The 19,040-nt window shown below is 41.2% G+C and carries 10 protein-coding genes, 3 pseudogenes and 1 riboswitch; of the genes and pseudogenes, 7 read left to right on the plus strand and 6 right to left on the minus strand.

Going from position 1 to position 19,040, the window contains the following annotated elements:
- Positions 1-123: 123 nt before the first annotated feature.
- The 3 genes from H3001_RS13205 (at position 124) to H3001_RS13215 (ending at position 7,196) form a co-directional block, all read left to right on the plus strand.
- A complete protein-coding gene (locus tag H3001_RS13205) occupies positions 124-780 on the plus strand; it encodes a hypothetical protein (protein ID WP_317170777.1) in 657 nt (218 codons plus the stop codon).
- Positions 781-784: 4 nt separating this feature from the next.
- Positions 785-1,984 (plus strand): tyrosine-type recombinase/integrase, encoded by a 1,200-nt coding sequence (locus tag H3001_RS13210; protein WP_181215186.1) that lies wholly within the window; start codon positions 785-787, stop codon positions 1,982-1,984.
- Positions 1,985-2,210: 226 nt separating this feature from the next.
- Positions 2,211-7,196: a DEAD/DEAH box helicase gene (locus H3001_RS13215; RefSeq protein WP_181215193.1), complete on the plus strand. Its 4,986-nt coding sequence runs from the start codon at positions 2,211-2,213 to the stop codon at positions 7,194-7,196.
- Positions 7,197-7,198: 2 nt separating this feature from the next.
- Here H3001_RS13215 and H3001_RS13220 read toward each other — a convergent pair whose 3' ends face one another.
- The 6 genes and pseudogenes from H3001_RS13220 to H3001_RS13245 all read right to left on the minus strand — a co-directional run bounded on the left by H3001_RS13220 (position 7,199) and on the right by H3001_RS13245 (position 14,036).
- Positions 7,199-8,920, minus strand: a complete 1,722-nt coding sequence (locus tag H3001_RS13220; protein WP_181215187.1) for an ATP-binding protein — start codon at positions 8,918-8,920, stop codon at positions 7,199-7,201.
- Entirely contained in the window at positions 8,907-10,160 is a 1,254-nt protein-coding gene (locus tag H3001_RS13225) for an SIR2 family protein (protein ID WP_022383375.1), read from the minus strand. The genes H3001_RS13220 and H3001_RS13225 overlap by 14 nt, the downstream gene beginning before the upstream one ends.
- A pseudogene (locus H3001_RS13230) lies at positions 10,160-10,716 on the minus strand (RloB family protein). Before H3001_RS13230 ends, H3001_RS13225 begins: the two are co-directional and overlap by 1 nt.
- Before the next feature lie 4 nt (positions 10,717-10,720).
- On the minus strand, positions 10,721-12,019 hold the full coding sequence (locus tag H3001_RS13235; RefSeq protein ID WP_181215188.1) for an AAA family ATPase: 1,299 nt from the start codon (positions 12,017-12,019) through the stop codon (positions 10,721-10,723).
- 314 nt (positions 12,020-12,333) lie between these two features.
- Positions 12,334-13,326: pseudogene (locus H3001_RS13240) on the minus strand (tyrosine-type recombinase/integrase); the annotation flags it as partial.
- 95 nt (positions 13,327-13,421) lie between these two features.
- Positions 13,422-14,036, minus strand: a complete 615-nt coding sequence (locus H3001_RS13245) for a TetR/AcrR family transcriptional regulator (RefSeq protein WP_005924132.1) — start codon at positions 14,034-14,036, stop codon at positions 13,422-13,424.
- A gap of 604 nt (positions 14,037-14,640) precedes the next feature.
- On the opposite strand from H3001_RS13245, the pseudogene H3001_RS13250 reads away from it, so the two are divergent.
- The 4 genes and pseudogenes from H3001_RS13250 to H3001_RS13260 form a co-directional block, all read left to right on the plus strand.
- Positions 14,641-15,684 (plus strand): annotated as a pseudogene (locus H3001_RS13250) (site-specific integrase); the annotation flags it as partial.
- Positions 15,685-16,131: 447 nt separating this feature from the next.
- Positions 16,132-17,025 carry a phage integrase SAM-like domain-containing protein gene (locus tag H3001_RS13255; protein WP_004289225.1) on the plus strand — a complete coding sequence of 298 codons (894 nt, stop codon included), beginning with the start codon at positions 16,132-16,134 and terminating at the stop codon, positions 17,023-17,025.
- A gap of 46 nt (positions 17,026-17,071) precedes the next feature.
- The gene (locus H3001_RS19705) at positions 17,072-17,401 is read left to right on the plus strand and encodes a site-specific integrase (RefSeq protein ID WP_004289226.1); all 330 of its coding nucleotides are present in this window, start codon (positions 17,072-17,074) and stop codon (positions 17,399-17,401) included.
- Between the two features lie 386 nt (positions 17,402-17,787).
- Positions 17,788-17,979, plus strand: a riboswitch (cobalamin riboswitch).
- A gap of 143 nt (positions 17,980-18,122) precedes the next feature.
- Positions 18,123-19,040 carry a DUF4465 domain-containing protein gene (locus tag H3001_RS13260; protein ID WP_004289228.1) on the plus strand — a complete coding sequence of 306 codons (918 nt, stop codon included), beginning with the start codon at positions 18,123-18,125 and terminating at the stop codon, positions 19,038-19,040.

The raw sequence follows: 19,040 nt of genomic DNA on the forward strand, positions 1-19,040 counted from the left end.
AGCTATCGCAATTTGGCCCAGCCCCTAAGGTAACTGATTCAAATATGCGACAAGCATTTTTTGAAAACAAATATTGTAAATCAAATAATTAACGAGTCTTTTTACAATTATTAAGAGACACTAGTGACACAGGATGAGTCCGCGCTGAATGAAATCCGGAATGGCCATGAGACATTTCGCAAATTGTTGGCTCTCGTGTACGAAGGTCTTGCCGCCATCAAGAACGATCTGGTTTCCATGAACAGGAAAAACTCGTCACAGGAAAGACTTGGACAGGTCTTGTCGGAAATGCATAATGAACAGCGGCAAAACCAGGAGAAAGTGGAAACCCTGTTTTGTGAGACCAATGATACAATCAGAAAGAATGCCGTCAAGACAAGTAACATCAATCATCATTTCAGCCTGAGCTTGGAATCCCCGTACATCCTTGGGAGTTTTTCCGTGATGTTCGCAGCAATCATGGCCCTGTCCGTGGCTCTCTATTTTTCGGTGAGAACTGACAATGCACAGGCTGATAATGATCTGAAGTTCCGTTATGTCAAGATGAAAGGAGAGGCTACTCCCGAACAGCTTGTAGACCTTGAAAACCTCTTTGGACCGAAGCGGGATACCGAACGGATCAGGCAGATGCGTGAGGACGTGGAAGCCTACGAGGAGGCGGTACGGAGACAGGCCACCCTGACCGAGCAGGCACGGCTGAAAGAACAGGCCGCGAGAGAACTGAACAGCAAGGCGAAGTCCATCAAGGACAAGTCAATTACGGACAAACCTAAAAATTAAGCCTATGGCCAGTGTGAAAGTGAAATTCAGACCTTCCACCATAAAGGGAAAGGAAGGAACCATCTATTATCAGATTATCCAGAACCGTGTAATCCGTCAGCTAAAGACGGATTACCGGATATTTACGGATGAATGGAACGAAGCCGGAAGCTGTATCTTTGTCGGTCGTTCGGAGCGAAGCAATCTGCTCCTTTCCTTGCAGGAACGCATGGAATGGGACCTGAAACGGCTGGACATGATTATCCACCAACTGGATAACCGAAAAAGTACATATACAGCGAATGATATTATAGTTGCCTTTCAAAACAGGGTGGATGAACAGTCATTTTTTAATTTTATGCAGGGCATCATCAAACAATTAGAATTATTGAACAAAATACGGACATCAGAAACTTATACAGCGGCATTGAACAGTTTCATGAAGTTTCGCTATGGACAAGATATCCTTCTTTGTGAAATTGATAGCGATATGATGATGCTATATGAGGCATGGCTGAAAAGCAAAGAAATCTGTCCCAACACAGTTTCATTTTATATGCGTATTTTGCGTGCCGTGTATAACCGTGCCGTGGAAAAAGAACTGATTGAACAGAAGTACCCGTTTAGACATGTTTATACAGGCATTGACAAGACAGTGAAACGTGCTGTTCCTCTAAAAGTCATCAAATATATCAAGGAACTTGATCTGACATTGAAGCCGCATCTTGATTATGCAAGGGATATGTTCCTTTTTTCGTTCTACACCCGTGGAATGTCATTTGTTGATATGGCATATCTGAGAAAATCGGATTTGAAAAATGGTATTCTGACATACAGGAGAAAAAAAACTAGCCGGCAACTCACCGTTAAATGGGAAAAGTGTATGGGAGAGATTGTAAATAAGTATGAAAGTTATTCTGACATGCAATATCTATTGCCAATAATCACCCGATGTACCGATGAACGGATACAGTACAGAAATGCCATCTCTCGTGTAAATATTGCATTGAAAGAGATAGCTCGTTTAGTCGGTTTGACTCATCCGTTGAGTATGTACTGTGCAAGACATGCCTGGGCAAGTATCGCTAAAAGCAAAAATATCCCTCTTGCAGTCATTAGTGAAGGTATGGGGCACGATTCAGAAGAAACGACACGCATCTATCTTGCTTCGCTTGACACGAATGTGGTGGATAAGGCGAACGGACTTATTCTGAAAGACTTATAACAGGACAGGCATGAAAATTGTTTAGTAAAAAGCCGAATCTCTTGATAAGAGTTATAGTTATGATGCAAAGGTACACAAAATACTGAAGAATAAGCATAAACAACTTGTTGATAATGCCATAAATTGTATTAAAACTATCCGCCTGTTGAGCCAATCAAATTCTCATAGGTACAGAACATACTGATTTTCAAATGTGATTTTACTTGCATTTATCTCTTATCAAGAGATGAATTTCAAGGAGATACTGCATAAATTCCGTACCGAATCATTCACGGAAAAGGAGAAAGGTACAAAGTTCGAGCGACTGATGCGCTCATGGTTGCTGACAGACCCACGTTACAACGAGTTGGAAAAAGTCTGGCTATGGGAGGAGTTTCCGGGACGTAAGGATTTCGGAGGTACAGACACAGGTATAGACCTTGTGGCAAAGACAGAAATGGGCGACTATTGGGCCATCCAGTGCAAGTGTTATGCCGAGGATGCCACAATAGACAAGCCTGCCGTGGATTCGTTCCTTGCCACCTCCAGCCGCACATTTACAAATGAGGTTACATTTCAAACAACCCGTTTCTCCAATCGCGTATGGATTTCTACTACCAGTCATTGGGGGAGCAATGCCGAGGAAGCCATCCGTAATCAGGAACCGCCAGTGACACGTGTCGGCATGGCCGACCTGAATTCATCCCCAGTGGATTGGCAAAAGCTGTTGGATGGTCTTACGGGAAACTCTGCACTCGTAGAAGGCAAAAAACCGCGCAAGCATCAACTTGATGCCATCTCCAAGGCATATACGCATTATATTACAGAGGGAAACGACCGTGGTAAGCTCATTATGGCCTGTGGTACAGGAAAAACCTATACCTCGTTGCTTATCGCCGAACAGTTGTTGAATGGCAAGGGGCTGGTGTTGTTCATGGTTCCGTCCATCGCCCTGCTGGGGCAGTCACTCAACGCATGGTCAGCTGATGCGGGAAAACCCATAAAGGCGGTCTGCATCTGTTCGGATTCCAAGGCTTCACGTAAGATACAGAAAAACAAATATGATGATGCAGATGACAGTGTGGTAGACCTTGCCGTGCCGGCATCTACTAATCCGAAGTCCATCGCCTCGCAACTGAAGAAGTACCGCAGCCATGACGGACTGGTGGTAGTGTTTTCCACCTACCAGTCCATTGATGCCGTGTCAGAGGCACAACAGGAGATACTTTCCGAAACAAACGGCGAATATGGTGTGTTCGACTTCATTATCTGCGACGAGGCACACCGCACTACAAGTGTAAAACTGTCTGATAAGGACGAGAGCAATTTCACTAAAATACATTCAAATGACAATGTGAAAGGTCGAAAACGGTTGTACATGACCGCCACGCCGCGCCTGTATGGTGAATCGGCCAAAGTAAAGGCTTCTGAAAAGGATTGCATCCTCTGTTCAATGGACGACGAAGCACTTTATGGAAAAGAGTTCTACCGTGTAAATTTCTCCTATGCCGTACAGAACGGGCTGTTGACCGATTACAAGGTGCTTGTCCTTACCGTCGGTGAAAACGATGTGCCCGATAACATTAAGCGAGACATCACCGATACGACCACCGAACTGAATTTTGATGATACGTCCAAACTTATCGGTGTAATCAACGGCCTCTCAAAGATGATACAGGGTGATGACCATCGCACATGGGATACCGACCCAAACATGATGCGCCGTGCTGTGGCGTTCTGTTCTTCCATTGACAAGAGCGCAAGCAGGGCGGGCATCGCATCCAAATATGTGGCTTCCGTACTGCCGCAAATATCGGAAAAGTACGACAAAAATCTGGATGCGGAGAGTCTTTCGCATACCGTTTCGATAACCGCAAAACATATTGACGGCTCTATGAACTCACAAGAGCGCAATGGAATTCTTCAATGGTTGGCAGAAGAACCGGAAAATGAACGCGAGTGCCGTGTAGTGACCAACGTACGCTGTTTGTCTGAAGGAGTGGATGTTCCGTCGCTTGATGCCGTATTATTCCTTTCTGCTCGTAATTCGCAAGTTGATGTAGTGCAGTCGGTAGGTCGTGTGATGCGTACTTTCCACAAGGGACAGCCCGATGAGAAGAAATACGGATATATCATTATCCCTATTGTAGTGCCGTCTGATGTTTCGGCTGAGGATGCACTTGATAACAGCAAAACCTTTGATGTGGTGTGGAACATCCTGAATGCACTCCGTTCACATGATGACCGTTTTCAGGCGACTGTTGAAAAAATCGCACTCAATAAACAGAAGCCAAACAAGCAGACCTATACACCATCCGTCACCATTGGCCGGCCAGGACTTGATTTTAATGAAGGGACAGAAGAAGCGCGGCAGATGGAAAACGCGGAAATTGCCCGCCAGTTGGAGCTTCGTTTCGGTGAGTTACAGGACGGCATGTATGCCAAGCTCGTGGAAAAGTGCGGCGACCGCCTTTATTGGGAAAACTGGGCAAAGGAAATCGGACTTATCGCCCATAAATTCATTGAGCGCATATCCAAACTTATTCAGTCTGGAGTACACAAAAAGGCATTCAACGAATACCTCAAGGGCTTGCAGCGCGACTTGAATCCGTCAGTGGATGCAGCACAGGCCATTGAGATGTTGGCGCAGCATATGATAACCCGTCCGGTTTTTGATGCCTTGTTCTCTGATTATCAATTCGTGAATAATAATTCCGTAAGCCGTTCCATGCAACGGATGATTGACCTCTTGAAAGAGCAGGCTTTCGATAAGGATACCGAGGTATTGGATAAATTCTACAAATCGGTACGCATGAATGTTGGCGGCATTGATAATTTGGAGGGCAAACAGACCATCATCAAGAACTTATATGAGAAATTCTTTAAGGGCGCATTCCCGCTCACAGTGGAAAAATTGGGCATTGTTTATACGCCCGTAGAGTGTGTAGATTTCATCATCCGCTCTGTGGATGATATTCTCAAGGCGGAGTTCAACACTTCGCTGACCGCACAGAATGTACATATCCTTGACCCGTATGTGGGCACAGGCACGTTCATTACACGGTTGTTGCAGTCCGGTCTTATCCGCCCGGAGGATATGGAACGCAAGTATCTGAACGAAATCCATTGCAATGAAATCGTGTTGCTGGCCTATTATATCGCGGAAGTGAACATAGAATCGGTATTCCATGAAATAACACATCGAAAAACTTACCTGCCATATAGCGGAATCTGCCTGACGGACACCTTCCAGTTGGCAGAGAAAAAGCATAACGAGCTTTTCACAGAGTTCTTCCAGGACAATTCCAAGCGAGTAAAGAAACAGATGGCTACACACGTGAGGGTGATCGTAGGGAATCCGCCGTATTCTATTGGGCAGAAGTCAGCCAATGACAATGCGCAAAATTTATCATATCCTTATCTTGATAACCGTGTCTCAGAAACATACGCAGCAAAAAGTTCTGCTACATTGAGCAAATCCCTCTATGATAGTTATGTCAAGGCATTCCGTTGGGCATCAGACCGTATTCCAAAGGATGCAGGCGGAGTGGTAGCTTTTATAAGTAATGGGGCATGGCTTGATGGTACAGGCCAAGACGGAATGCGCCGCAGCCTTGAGGAAGAATTTACGTCCATTTATGTATTGAATTTGCGTGGAAATCAACGCACTTCTGGTGAGTTGTCACGCAAAGAAGGTGGTAAAATCTTTGGCAGTGGTTCGCGAACTCCAATTGCAATCACATTCCTTATCAAAAATCCGGCTAAGAAAGGACAAAAGGCAACCATCTATTATCACGATATTGGCGACTATCTTACCCGTGAGCAAAAACTCAAAATGGTAAAAGATTTCCGTTCTATTTCCTCGCAGAAGTTAGATTGGCAAATTATCAAACCTAACGATAAGGCTGATTGGATAAATCAGCGTGACGGTGTTTTCGATAGTTTGATTCCACTAGCTCCTGAAAAGAAACTAAATAAGGACTCCCATTCAATTTTTATTATAAATGGGCCAAATATCGCTACTGGCAGAGATTGCTGGGTTTACAATTTTTCTTTATGTAAGGCAACGAATAATATTAAAAGGCTTGTATGTAATTACAATTCAGAGATTAAATATCCTATAGATGAAATTACTAATGACCCAACAAAAATCAGTTGGACTGCAGGGTTACGTTTAAAAGCAATGAAAGGTCAAGAGATAGCATATGTCCCCCAAAAGTTAGAAATAGGAATGTACCGTCCATTCTGTAGGCAATATATATATTATGGAAAGGATTTAATAGAACGTCCAGGCATTCAGTCTACAGTGTTTCAATCAGATAATCTTATTATCTGCGTTAAAGGAATTGGTGATAAAAATTTTTCATGTTTTATTTCCGATATATTATCAGATTATCAGCTTTTGTTCAACAGCCAATGTTTCCCTTTATATTGGTACGAAGAAAACAAAAATCCGCAAGGTACACTATTCGATGATGCAAAAACCAACCGTTATATTCGTCGCGATGGTATAACAGACTGGATTTTGAAAGAAGTCCGTAATCGTTTCGGAGGATCACGCGCTATTACCAAGGAACACATTTTCTACTATGTGTATGGACTACTTCATTCTTCACAATATCGTAAACGCTTTGCCGATGACTTGAAGAAATCCTTGCCTCGTATCCCCATTGTGGATAATGTGCAGGACTTTATGGCCTTTTATAAAGCAGGCAAAGAACTTGCCGACCTGCATCTAAATTACGAACAAAACATAAACGAGCAGGCTATTGGGCAAGATGGAAATTATCTGTTTTTCGCAGCAATGCCTATGTCTGCTCATAGGACTTGTGGCGTAGAAGTGAATGGCGATATGGATATTTGGCAAAATGACTGGACGGATGAAACCTACCAATACTTTGCCGTTGATAAAATGAGGTTTGCCAAAGTTCGTGACAAAAACGGAAAGCTCGTTACTGATAAGACCCGTATCATCTATAATGCTCATATAACCATTGAGGACATCCCGCTCAAAGCATACGAATACATCGTTAATGGTAAATCTGCTATTGAGTGGGTAATGGAACGCTATGCCGTCACAATCGACAAAGCATCCCAAATCAAAAATAATCCCAACGCCTGGTCACGAGAACACGAACAACCTCGTTATATCCTTGACCTGCTCCTATCAGTAATTATGCTCTCTTGTCAAGCGGTAGATATAGTCAGCACTTTGCCAATATTAAGACTTTAATTTTATCGTTTTGTAAGCTTAGGGGTTCTTGAATCTGGTTTCTTTGTTGGAGCATTGATTTTCACAATAAGGGGCATTGGAAAATCAACTCCAACAATTAAAGCTTCACCTTCTCCCAAGATAGGAAGGAAAGAGAGAATATTTTTATTTGCTGCAGATGCGGCACTTTCAACTGCTTTTTTATCTTGCTCATTAATTAACCTATGAACTAGAAATGTTCCCATTTGGCTTAATGTCCCTAATGGTATATCACGAGGCATTTGGGTAGCAATACATAAAAACAAACCGTATTTACGGGCTTCTTTTGATATTTGTTCAAATGCATCAAGAGGTTTAGCCGAAAAGTATTCGTCAGCAATACTCTTGTTTAGAAATTGATGAGCCTCATCAACAAAAACGACTATTGGTTTTTCTTTGTAGATGCCTTTTCTTGCGTTATTTAATAAATAACTACCAATAGCATTTACAAGGATTTCTCTAACTTGGTAGTCAAAACTTACTTTAGAGAAATCCAACCTTAATATACTCTTGTCGCCTTTTAAAAATTCTTCAATTCCAAGTTTCAAATCTTTAGCACCCTGTATAGATGCTCTTCTAAATCCGAAAATCTTATTATATTCGGAGGTGGACATTACATTGTTTACTCGAGATATAAGACTTATACAATTTGACACGTCTGTATCGTTTCGTCCGCCATATAAAGTAGAATTACTTCTATCAGTATCCCAGATACATTCATTTGTTATTTGGGAAGCTAGCATATTAAAATCAAAATTGCAGAATTTATCTTCAATTTCAACTATATGTTTATAATAGAATACTTCAAATGTTCTCTTTTCTTTACCTGCTTTTACAATATTACCCTTAATTTGCTTTCCAGTATTATCTGTTTTATAATATAGGGATAATTCAGAATTATCATCAATTGCAACCATTTTTAGTGATCTAATGGCTTCCATTAATTTAGGGACTTGCGTTTTTGAAGAAGGATGCAATAAATAATATAACTCGTCAATAGACAGATTCTTGTAATCAAAAATAAATTCGCCAGTTCCCAATTCAATGCTTTCCATATTGTCGCTAATACAATTATATTCACCAGTCGCATCAATAAGAATACATTTATTGGAAGTTTTAGAAGAAATAAGTTCTAATAATTTTGCTATTGTCCAGCTTTTCCCACCTCCTGTAGTTCCCAGCACTGCACAATGACGACCAAATAACGAATTTAAAGAGATATTGCATAATGAATCATTTGAAGTTAACTTTCCCAAGGGAGCTAAAGGAACATCAATGTCATCTTTTTTAATGCCAAATTTTGCAATATACAGTCCCATTTGTTCATCAGAGCAAGAATAGACTTTGGCTCCGACAGATGGGTACCGAGATACAGTTTTATTAATCACTTCCGGCTTATATACATCAAATAAAGCAAGCAGTTCTATTTTTGCTATCGGATGAAACATCGTGTCTTTTTCGTTAATGTTTTTATCCGTTATTTCCGCTCTTTCACCTTGAGGAAGACTTTGCTCAAAAATTCGACCAAGAAATCCATATTCTTGACCTTCAATAACAACAAAACTTCCAACAGATCCACCAAAATATATTTCTCCATCAAAATAAAAGGAGTGTAAAAGTCGGGCTGAAGGGATTTGCATACGCACATATTGAGGAGTTACTTCGCAAATATATCCTATAAATTTATTATGATCAAATGGTTTCATCTTGATTTGGTAAGTTAATATTATATGAGTCGTTGTACGGATAATTCTCTACAAAAGCTTTGAATTTAGAAAAAATGACTGTAACATTAGGCATAACTTTTCCATCTTCAGAAACATATTCTGGTACTAACTGATGGGTTATCCCACTATCAATCCATTCTTCTTTTGCAGGGTCTTCTCCTGTTGTTATTTTTTTCGTTCCATAGCATACTATGAGCAAGTGAAAATTAGGGTTTTGAAATACAGCTTCTTTTATTGCATTCTGTATATGTTTATCTTGAAATCCAAAGCCGGCAACTATCAATAATGTCCCCTCTTTTCGCAATGTAGTTTGCAAATGGGACATCATTTCAAAATAAGGTTGCTCGTAACTACTTTCATACTTTTCACTTGCCGGATAGATAATACAAGGATGTTCTGTACTTTCTTTTTGGTATATATTATCACCTACTTTTTCCCAATCTATGCTCCCGTGTAACTTAAATAATTGTATTACATTAGGAATAAAACTTTCTTCCTGTTTAATCCTTGTATGTTCTCTAAATACAATATCATGGTTAAAATTAGCTCCATTGAATATACGAGGATAAGAAAATGAAAATCCGTCAATTATTGTAAAATTCATTTTTTGCGCAGCTTGTTCAAACAGTGTGTCATAGTTTGTTGTATATAACTGTACTCGTGGTTCCGAAGGTTTACGAGCAGTCACCTTCCTAATAAAGTCTTGATGGTGCTTGTTTGTTACATCTAATTTCAGCCGACAAGCGTCTGCAATTTTCTTCTCCAATTTATTCCTTAAAGAGTCTCCATTTTTATCTTTTATTTCTCCATTCAATTTTTCATATAGGATTGTGAATGATAAAAAATCCTCTATATTTTTAGATTGAATTATCGAAGAACATTTTTCTTTTAAGCACCCTTCTGTTGCCATAAGGACTTCCCCTATTGCTTCTATTTCTTCCTTATAGCTATCCCATAGTTCTGTTCTTGTTTTTCCTCCATTTTCTCCATTTTCCATAGATGTTCCTGCTGCCGTCAAAACGGCGACATTTTTAAAATGACTTGTGTAACGGATGATATCATTCGCTATGATACGGAAAGACTCAGCTCTTGCGTTTGACTTAAATTCAGCGATTCCATCGCCATCATTTTGAGGTTGCGGTTCATCGTTTATATACCAATGAGTTTCATCATATGAAACAGACTTTACAGCAGTTTTATATAAATAAATTTTGTCCATTACAATTCACCATTTAGTAGTTTTATAATTTTATGAATTTCAGAGTACGCTTTCAAATCCTCCGGCGATTCTTTACAGAGTTGGCACAACTTTTATAGAGGTTGGTACGTATGAAATATCGCTTTGTCTTTTCATATCCCGGCATGTATTTCTGCAATTCAGGAAGCAGTTGGTCGTAACTTTCATATCGCCGACAAACTACATTGGATAGAAAGTGGAGCAAGAACCAAAATTCCGTACATGGATTCGTTTCTATGAACATAACCTTTCCGGCATATTTCTTCTTGTTATACTCTTTCTTTGATCGTTGGTATAGTTGCATTTCGGAAGGATATTGATACAGCCTATCCATATCAAAAAGGCATACGATATAATCATATTGCTTATTTAAATAAGATTTTACCAATTTTAGAATATGATTGATGTCACTATGCTGCGGAAAATCAGGCGCAACCTTGAAAGGATAACGACATGCTACCCTCAATGAATCAAAATAGAACCACTCGGTTTCTCCCTCGCCTATGATGGCGATACTTTTTGTTACTGTCCGCCCCATATCATTAGTCATTTAGGTTAATATACTGGCTACCTAAAAACGGCAACTTTACTAATTTTCCCTGCTTGTAAGCATTATACGGGGAAAGATTCTTGTGTAAGCCTAAAGATGAAAGACGTACTATTTTGGTCTCGCCATATTCATCTTTGTCGGTAAACCATATCGTATCACGTCGAATGAAATCCTCATTAAGAAGATTGATGTCGTGTGTTGTCAACAACATTTGGGATGTTCCTTCACTGTTCGCTAAAAATACTTTTATAAAATAAGCCAGCAATTCATAGTGGATGCTTGTCTCGACTTCGTCAATAAGCACAAACCGGTTGGTCTTCAACAAGAAATTCAGAATTACGGCCATTCCCAAAAATCTCATTGTACCATTGGATTCATATTCTTCAGACAAATCGTATAGTTTGTCGCCAACCTTATGCTTGAATGTCAATTCTGCATTTGTGATTTTTCCTTTTCTAAGCATTTCAGCTTTTGCCTCATTATCAATAGGGGCATTTTGAATCAATTGCTCCAATTCAGGGGTAATCAATTCTTCCTCTTCATGCAATACGACATCTTCTATGTTAAAATCAGATGCTTTCAAGAAATTTAAAATGAACTTCTTCAAATCGCCTGTTTCATCTTTATCCAATCGTGATTTTACATATCCCGAAAGTAGCATGCCAGGAGCCAATACATCTTTTACCTGTTTGGCAAAGTAATCGTACACATCGTTCAACCTGGTACGCTCCACATTACTTTTGCCAAATGCGGCAAGTACACTGCAATTATTGATCGTGTTGCCGGAAATCACATCCTGACTCTTCCGTGGCATTTTCAGATTTACGCCGAAATCTATTGTTGTGGAATCTGTAGTTGCATCATAACTACGACTGTACAATTTGGTAGGACGGATGGAATCGTAAACAACCAATGTCTCAGAATAGATATATTTTGCGTCCAATTCAAAAGTAAGGATATACTTCGACTTATTAATATAGAATACCATAGACATCTTCGTCCTTTCATTCCTTGATGTGTCATCCAGCATAAAAGGAACGACCCCGGTTTTCTCATTTCGGTCTTTGGGCATCCTAAGAACAAGCATTCTGAAAAATTCCACAGCATTCAAGATATTGGTTTTTCCGGAAGCATTTGCACCATAGATGATGCCCAATTTCAACAATCTTACCCCATCCTTAACTTCATACGAATATTCGTCAGACATAAAGTTATCTGATGAAGGTTCAAAGCTTATCTTTTGTGGAGACTTTATCGAGAAAAAATTTTCAATGGTGAATTCTGCTATCATATTCGTTGAATTTATCTGTCATATGATGCAAAGATAGGAATAAAAATCAATATATGAAATTATAGTACGTATTTTCGTAGTAGAATTACGTAATTTGAATACAAAACACAACTTCAAATATTTTTATAACAATATAATAACGCAAATAAAATGGAGATTGTATTATTCCTTCATGAAATTTTTCTCTTCATACTATTTTTTATGATTGAGAAATTTCATATCTTTGAAACCTAAAGTAAACGTTCTTTCATTTATGCAAAATCTGGCAACTTGAAGAAGTCTACTCGTTTCTAAATCGTTACCTGTCTAAAAAATAGAACTTGTAAGTTTCTTATTTTCAATGAATAAGAAAAGATGTAATGCCTAAAGCAGTGCAGGTGTACCCGATGCTTTATTCCGGCTTTCCTTGCTGCTTCTTTCAAGATCTTAACCAATGCGCTGGGTGAGTATTGTTCGCCTGCCTGTTCGCCCTCAAAAAGCCATTTTTGCGGTCTGTATTCCCAGTAGTAATCCCTTAGTTCGTTGAGCAGCTTTTCCGACAGTAGGGAATACCTGCACTTCTTGCCTTTCCCGGCAATCCTGATTAGCATCCGTTCGCTGATGATGTCTTGGGCTGTCAGGTTCAGAAGTTCGCTTCGACGTAGCCCGGCAGAGTAAATGAGAGAAATCATGCACCTGTGTTTCCGATTGGATAACTGTGCGAAGATGCTTTTCATTTCTTCCCGGCTTAATACTTCGGGCAATGCCTTGTACTCTTTTGCACGGGCTATCCCGCCATAATATTGCCGCTTGCCTTTCCGGACTTTCTCGTAATAGAACTTGATAGCGTTGATACGCATATTCTGCTGGGTGGCGGATATGTGCTTTTCCTTTACCATGTGGAGCATATAGCTGTTTATGTCCTCGACCGTCAGCAGGTCAAGGTCTTGCCCCTTGTGGTATTCCATGAAGTCGCTGAAATAGATTTTATAGGCTTTTATGGTGGAAAGGCTGTACCGCTTCTGTTCCAGCAGTTCGAGGTAGCCTTTCGGCAGTGTGTATTCCCTTTTGGGTTTTGGATGCCGCACATAAACCCGGCTGTAATCAATATAGGCGTGGGGCGAATAGCGGTCGTAGAAATCCGGCAGCTTAAAAGCGGTGGCAGGCATGTAGGCAGAACTGTTGCCTGCCTTTTCCACGTCCGTATCTTGGGCGAGCAGCAGGGCGACAGCCTGACTGTTTACATACTCTATTCGTATGTAGTCCGCACCGTTTCTTTCTTCCTTGTACAGAACGATGCTTCCTCTCTGTTTCTGAACCTTATCCATGTCGCTGAATTTTGCTTCGCTCCAAAGATAAGATAAAAATATCACTTTTTGAACATCTGTTCAAAAATAATAGAGGTTAAAAAAACAAAAGAGTATCAGGCTTTAAGCAGCGAATAGATATGGCGAAAATTTTCTGCCAGTTCGTCCACGTTCAAACCGTTTAGAAATGCTTGTTCGTATGACAGTCCTAAAAACATTTGCCGGAACATGATAGCCGTTTTCTTCACGTCCGTGTTGCTCCTGATTTCCCCGCTTTCTTTTGCCTTCTGTATGACTTTCTCCCATAGGTCATAGTCTTGTCGGTAGATTTTCTCAATTTTCTGCCTGATGCCCGGATAGTACATGCGCACTTGTGACAGAAAGTGAAAGTAGTAGAAGTTAGGACTACAATCATGCGGGCTACTATTATCACCTATCAGTTCAACAATCCTTTTCATGGAAGCGGCTACCCCCGCCACGTATTGCCCGATGAACTCCGCCAACGTATCGGCAGGAGCGGCAAACTTGTTTTCCGGTTCGTGCATTTGCAACACGTATTTGTCCGCCACAGCCATGAATAAATCCAGCTTGTGCGGAAAATAATAAACGATACCCGTTTTTGTCACCCCGCAGGCTTTGGCAAGCGTGATGATGCTTGCTTTCTCGTAGTTCATCCTGACAAATACGCCGAACGCTTTATCTATTACTTCTTCACGGTTAGTTATTATCATACACGTTTGTTTTTAATCGGTTACGAAGATACGGATTTTGTTTTAAGCATTTGTACCCCAGTGCTTTTTTTTAGTGCAAGGTGCAAGTATATATTTATATATATAGCTTGCACCTTGCACTAACCCAAAAATATTTATTATCAGATATTTGCGAGTTTCAAAAGAAAGCCGTATCTTTGAACCCGAAAGTTAGGCAGACAAACAGCGGTCAAAGTTGGACAAGCCCAACATTTAAAAATCGTTACTGTTTCGTTACCTATTTGAAATTTTGAAAGCAAAGTAGCTGAAATATAAGCGGTTAGATTTGTAGGTTCAAAACCCTGTCTCTCCGCTGAACGTTACGGACAAAACCGGACAACGAACAGACAAGTCCCACAAATTCAATGATTTGTGGGACTTTTTTTATCCCCTTGTGTCTGCCTTAAAGTACATTTTTTCGCCCCTAAAAGACAAGGTTTCTAACCTAACTCGTACCCCGGACAAACAAAATCAAAAAGGGGGTACAGATAGTCGGAAATTGGCGAACTTCTGTCGGTGTTTGGCGAGCCTGCATAAAACTCATTTTTAAGTATTTACAGTATTTTTGTAACTAAAAAGTGAGTATATGAAATCGACATTCAACATTTGCTTTTACGCAAAGAAAGACAAGCAGAAAGCGGGCGGTGCGTACCCCCTTTTCGCCCGTATCACAGTGGACGGTGTGGCAAGCCGTTTTAATACTAAATTGGACGTGTTGCCTGAAATGTGGGACGGTAAGGCTGGCAAGGCTATCGGACGCACAGCGGAAGCCGGACGTATCAACCGTATGTTAAGCGATATAAACGCATCGCTGAACACCATCTACCACGAAATGCAGCGGCGTGATAATTACGTTACTGCCGAGAAAGTTAAAAACGAGTTTTTGGGACACAGCGAGAACCACGAAACCATCCTTACCTTGTTCCAAAAGCACAATGAGGACGTGAAACAGCTTGTTGGCATATCCAAGACGATAGCGACCTACCGCAAGTATGAGGTTACACGCCGTCACCTTGCGGAGTTTATACAGAGTAAATATAACCTTTCTGATATTTCCATCCGGGAAATAACCCCGATGTTCATTACCGATTTCGAGTTATATTTGCGTACAGCCTGCAAGTGCGGTTACAACACCACCGCCAAGTTCATGCAGTTTTTCAAGCGCATCATCATCATAGCCCGAAACAATGGCATACTGGACAAAGACCCGTTCGCCAGCTATAAAATCCGGCTGGAAAAAGTAGACAGGGGCTATTTGACGGAAGACGAGATAAAAATCATCCTCAAAAAGAAAATGGCTTCCGAGCGTTTGGAACACGTCAGGGACTTGTTCATCTTTTCCTGTTTCTGCGGTCTGGCTTACAGTGATGTCGCCAACCTGCGGCAAGAGAATATCCGAAAGTCATTTGACGGTAATCTGTGGATAATGACGAAGCGGCAAAAGACCAACACGGACGTGAATGTTCCCCTGTTGGATATTCCCAAAATGATATTGAAGAAATACAAAGGCAAGCTGCCGGACGGAAAGATATTACCTATAATCAGCAACCAAAAGCTGAATGCCTACCTGAAAGAGATTGCCGATGTGTGCGGGATTAAAAAGAACCTCACATTCCATCTTGCGAAACATCATACAATCTCTATCTAATTGAAAATTAAACAGTTATTTCTGTTTAATTAATATCAGGTAACGATTTAGAAACGAGCGAATTACAATATTCTGTTTTCTTTTGCCTCTGTCAAAGAACGATTCTTTCAATGCAAATATACACTTTACTTGTGACAAAAGCAATCTTTTTCTACATTTAATCGACTTACAGTCAGCCTTAAAGAGGGTATCTGGTCTCATTCCATCTTCTTCCTCAAAAATAACATAGCAGTCTAAATTGGTTTATGTATGGGATAGGTCTTGTTCATTCGATCCGGTAGACTACTATACATAAAAGTATAAAGGCGAGATACGACAAGGAGATGCCATGCTTTTGTGTAAGGGGAATCTCTCTTAGCTTATCGCAGACCATGTATAGCTAAGTGTTTTGAGAATAAACAGTCTGTAAAAAACGGAAAGACACCGATTATGGGCCGTATCACCATCAATGGAACCCAAGCCGGTTTCAGTTGTAAGAAAGAAGTGTCCCTCGCTTTGTGGGACGTCAAAACCAACCGGGCCAAAGGCAAGTCCGAGGAGGCCCGTACACTCAATCAGGAGCTTGACAATATCAAGGCGCAAATCACCAGGCACTACCAGTACATCTGCGACCACGACAGTTTTGTTACAGCCAAGAAAGTCTATAACCGCTATGTCGGCTTCTCAGAGGAATGCCACACCCTTATGAACCTTTTCAGGGAACAGCTGGAACCGTATAAAAAGAAAATCGGCATAGAGAAAGCCGAAAGCACCTACTGCGGTCTGGTTGCCGATTACAAGAGTCTCCTGCTTTTCATGAAAAGCAAGAAGAATGCAGAGGATATTGTCATCGAAGAACTTGAGAAATCATTCATCGAGGATTACTACAACTGGATGCTCGGTACATGCGCTTTGGCAAACTCCACTGTCTTCGGGCGTGTCAATACCTTGAAGTGGCTGATGTATATCGCGCAGGAAAAAGGCTGGATACGGGTTCATCCGTTCGCATCATTCGAGTGTATGCCCGAATACAAGAGGCGTTCTTTCCTTTCCGAAGAGGAACTGCAAAGGATAATCCATATAGAACCGAGATACAAACGCCAGCGTGCCATGCGCGACATGTTCCTGTTCATGTGCTTCACCGGTCTTTCCTATGTGGACTTGAAAGCCATAACATACGATAATATCCATACCGACTCCGACGGCGGTACATGGCTGATGGGCAACCGTATAAAAACGGGAGTGGCGTATGTCGTAAAATTATTGCCCATTGCTATTGAACTGATTGAAAAATATAGGGGTACGGATGAAAAGAAAGACTCCCCGAATGTGTCTTTCCGGTAGGTGAATACAATGCCATGCGGCTCAGTCTTGGAATCATAGGCAGGAAATGCAACTCCGGGGCGAGGTCACCCCGCACATCGGACGCCACGCATTTGCCGTTCTGGCCATACTCAAGGGGATGCTGCTGGAAACTCTTCAGAAAGTGTTTGGGCATAAGTCCATCACATACGTCCTGCGCATCCATTCACTTGTCCGGCGCAGGCGGGGCAATCTTTTTCTGGAAGTCGCCCATCTGTACGACCAGCGTGCTGACCAGCTTTCTCAACTCCTAATACGCGCTTGTTTCAATAATTGTCAGTTCCATACTAAAATTCTTTTTAAGATTCTGAATATGCGACAAAGTAACGCACATCCTATATCCTTTCCAAACAGATAATATCAGAGTCTTCCGTTGGCGTGCATTGGCGTATCCAACGTTAAAAGAGAAGGTCCTTCACCTGCATCCATGCGGCAACGGAACTTCCATTCCCTTACTTGTTTTCCATAAATTTATAGGATTAATTTCTGGTGCATGATATTAATAGTCATTATTCTGTCTGCTTTTTTTGCTTGCATAATTGCAGCTAACAGTTATCTATTCCAGAACGCATTGTTATGGAAAATGGCAAGCTGTTTTGTTGGTTTATGGATATTGTGTATGATAATTACCGTCTTCGTTTGTCGTAAACTTGAATGCTCTAATTAAAACAGTACGGTTGTCATGCTTTGTGTGTTTTATTATAAATATTATGAATTATTTGGAATTGATATGTAATATAGATAATTTTGCAGTCGGGAAATGGTTTCGGGAGGTTTACGCCTTCCGAATGAAAAGGGAACCCGGTGAAAATCCGGGACAGTACCCGCTGCTGTGAGTCCACAAAAACGGACATCGAACTTTTGCCACTGGTGTAATACCGGGAAGGCACGATGACCGGGACGAGTCAGAAGACCTGCCATGACCGGAATGAGATTTACACCTGCGGGATATACGGGTCGTAATCAAATAAGGAATAGCTCATCGGCCATTCAATATTTGAAGACAGACATATTCCCGTTCGTGTAAGTCCGCACGAACGGGAATTTTTTGTGTTTGTTAATAATATGTTTAGTGACCTATGAAAAGAAAATTACGCTTTCTGGCAGGTGCCTGTCTATTTACCGCAACCGCCTTGTTCTCTGGCTGTAGCTCGGACGATGACTTTTTGATGGACCCGGTTGATTCCGGAACTTCGCAAACCCGTGCTGTGACAAATTCGGACGGTACTTTAACTATCACTTTCGATGATTTCGATCCCGGCATGTTAGCAGGACCTACCTCGGCCGGAGAAAATCTTTATTCGTACCAAGGGTATCCTCAAGTAACCACCATTTACGACAATACTCCGGAAGAATATCTCTTCCTTTCAATGTTTAATACTGTAGGTGGAAGCACAGAGTATTCCAGCGGCGGCATCGCACTTTCCAACTGGAACATCCGCTCCAATCAGTCGGGAAATACCGGAGACTGGTGGTATTCTTATCTAAACCAATGTTCTGTCTATAACACTGCGGTGGAAGCGGAAGGACAGAATAAGGAAGCCGGGCACAGCGGTTCCAATTTCGGTGTCGTTTACGGATATGTGGATGCTTACAATCAGGCATGGATGGCTAAACCAGAATTTTATTTCAATGTTCCCCGGAAATTGGTCGGCCTGTGGATCTGCAACACCTCATACACTTATGGTGTCATTACTTATGGTAATCAGTTCGGTTCTACGGGGGTAGCGACTCCTCTGAAAGAGATGAAAGGGTATTTCCAAGTGAATCTGGAATGTTATGATGCGAATGGCGGTCTGATCCGCACTTACAAACGTCTTTTAGCCGATTATCGTAACGGCCAACAACAGGTTGATCCTATCACGACATGGGATTATTGGGAAATCAATGCCGAAGGGGTGCAAAGTGTGAAATTCAACTTCGAGGGTTCGGATTCGGGAGCATACGGTTTGAATACTCCGGCTTATATCTGTATTGATGATATCACCATACAATAA

Source organism: Phocaeicola faecicola, from assembly GCF_013618865.1.
GTDB lineage: Bacteria > Bacteroidota > Bacteroidia > Bacteroidales > Bacteroidaceae > Phocaeicola > Phocaeicola faecicola.

Coding starts and splice junctions, on each gene's coding strand:
- H3001_RS13210 (WP_181215186.1), top strand. CDS start 785: ATGGCCAGTGTGAAAGTGAAATTCAGACCTTCCACCATAAAGGGAAAG.
- H3001_RS13215 (WP_181215193.1), top strand. CDS start 2,211: ATGAATTTCAAGGAGATACTGCATAAATTCCGTACCGAATCATTCACG.
- H3001_RS13220 (WP_181215187.1), bottom strand. CDS start 8,920: ATGAAACCATTTGATCATAATAAATTTATAGGATATATTTGCGAAGTA.
- H3001_RS13225 (WP_022383375.1), bottom strand. CDS start 10,160: ATGGACAAAATTTATTTATATAAAACTGCTGTAAAGTCTGTTTCATAT.
- H3001_RS13235 (WP_181215188.1), bottom strand. CDS start 12,019: ATGATAGCAGAATTCACCATTGAAAATTTTTTCTCGATAAAGTCTCCA.
- H3001_RS13245 (WP_005924132.1), bottom strand. CDS start 14,036: ATGATAATAACTAACCGTGAAGAAGTAATAGATAAAGCGTTCGGCGTA.
- H3001_RS13255 (WP_004289225.1), top strand. CDS start 16,132: ATGGGCCGTATCACCATCAATGGAACCCAAGCCGGTTTCAGTTGTAAG.
- H3001_RS19705 (WP_004289226.1), top strand. CDS start 17,072: ATGCAACTCCGGGGCGAGGTCACCCCGCACATCGGACGCCACGCATTT.
- H3001_RS13260 (WP_004289228.1), top strand. CDS start 18,123: ATGAAAAGAAAATTACGCTTTCTGGCAGGTGCCTGTCTATTTACCGCA.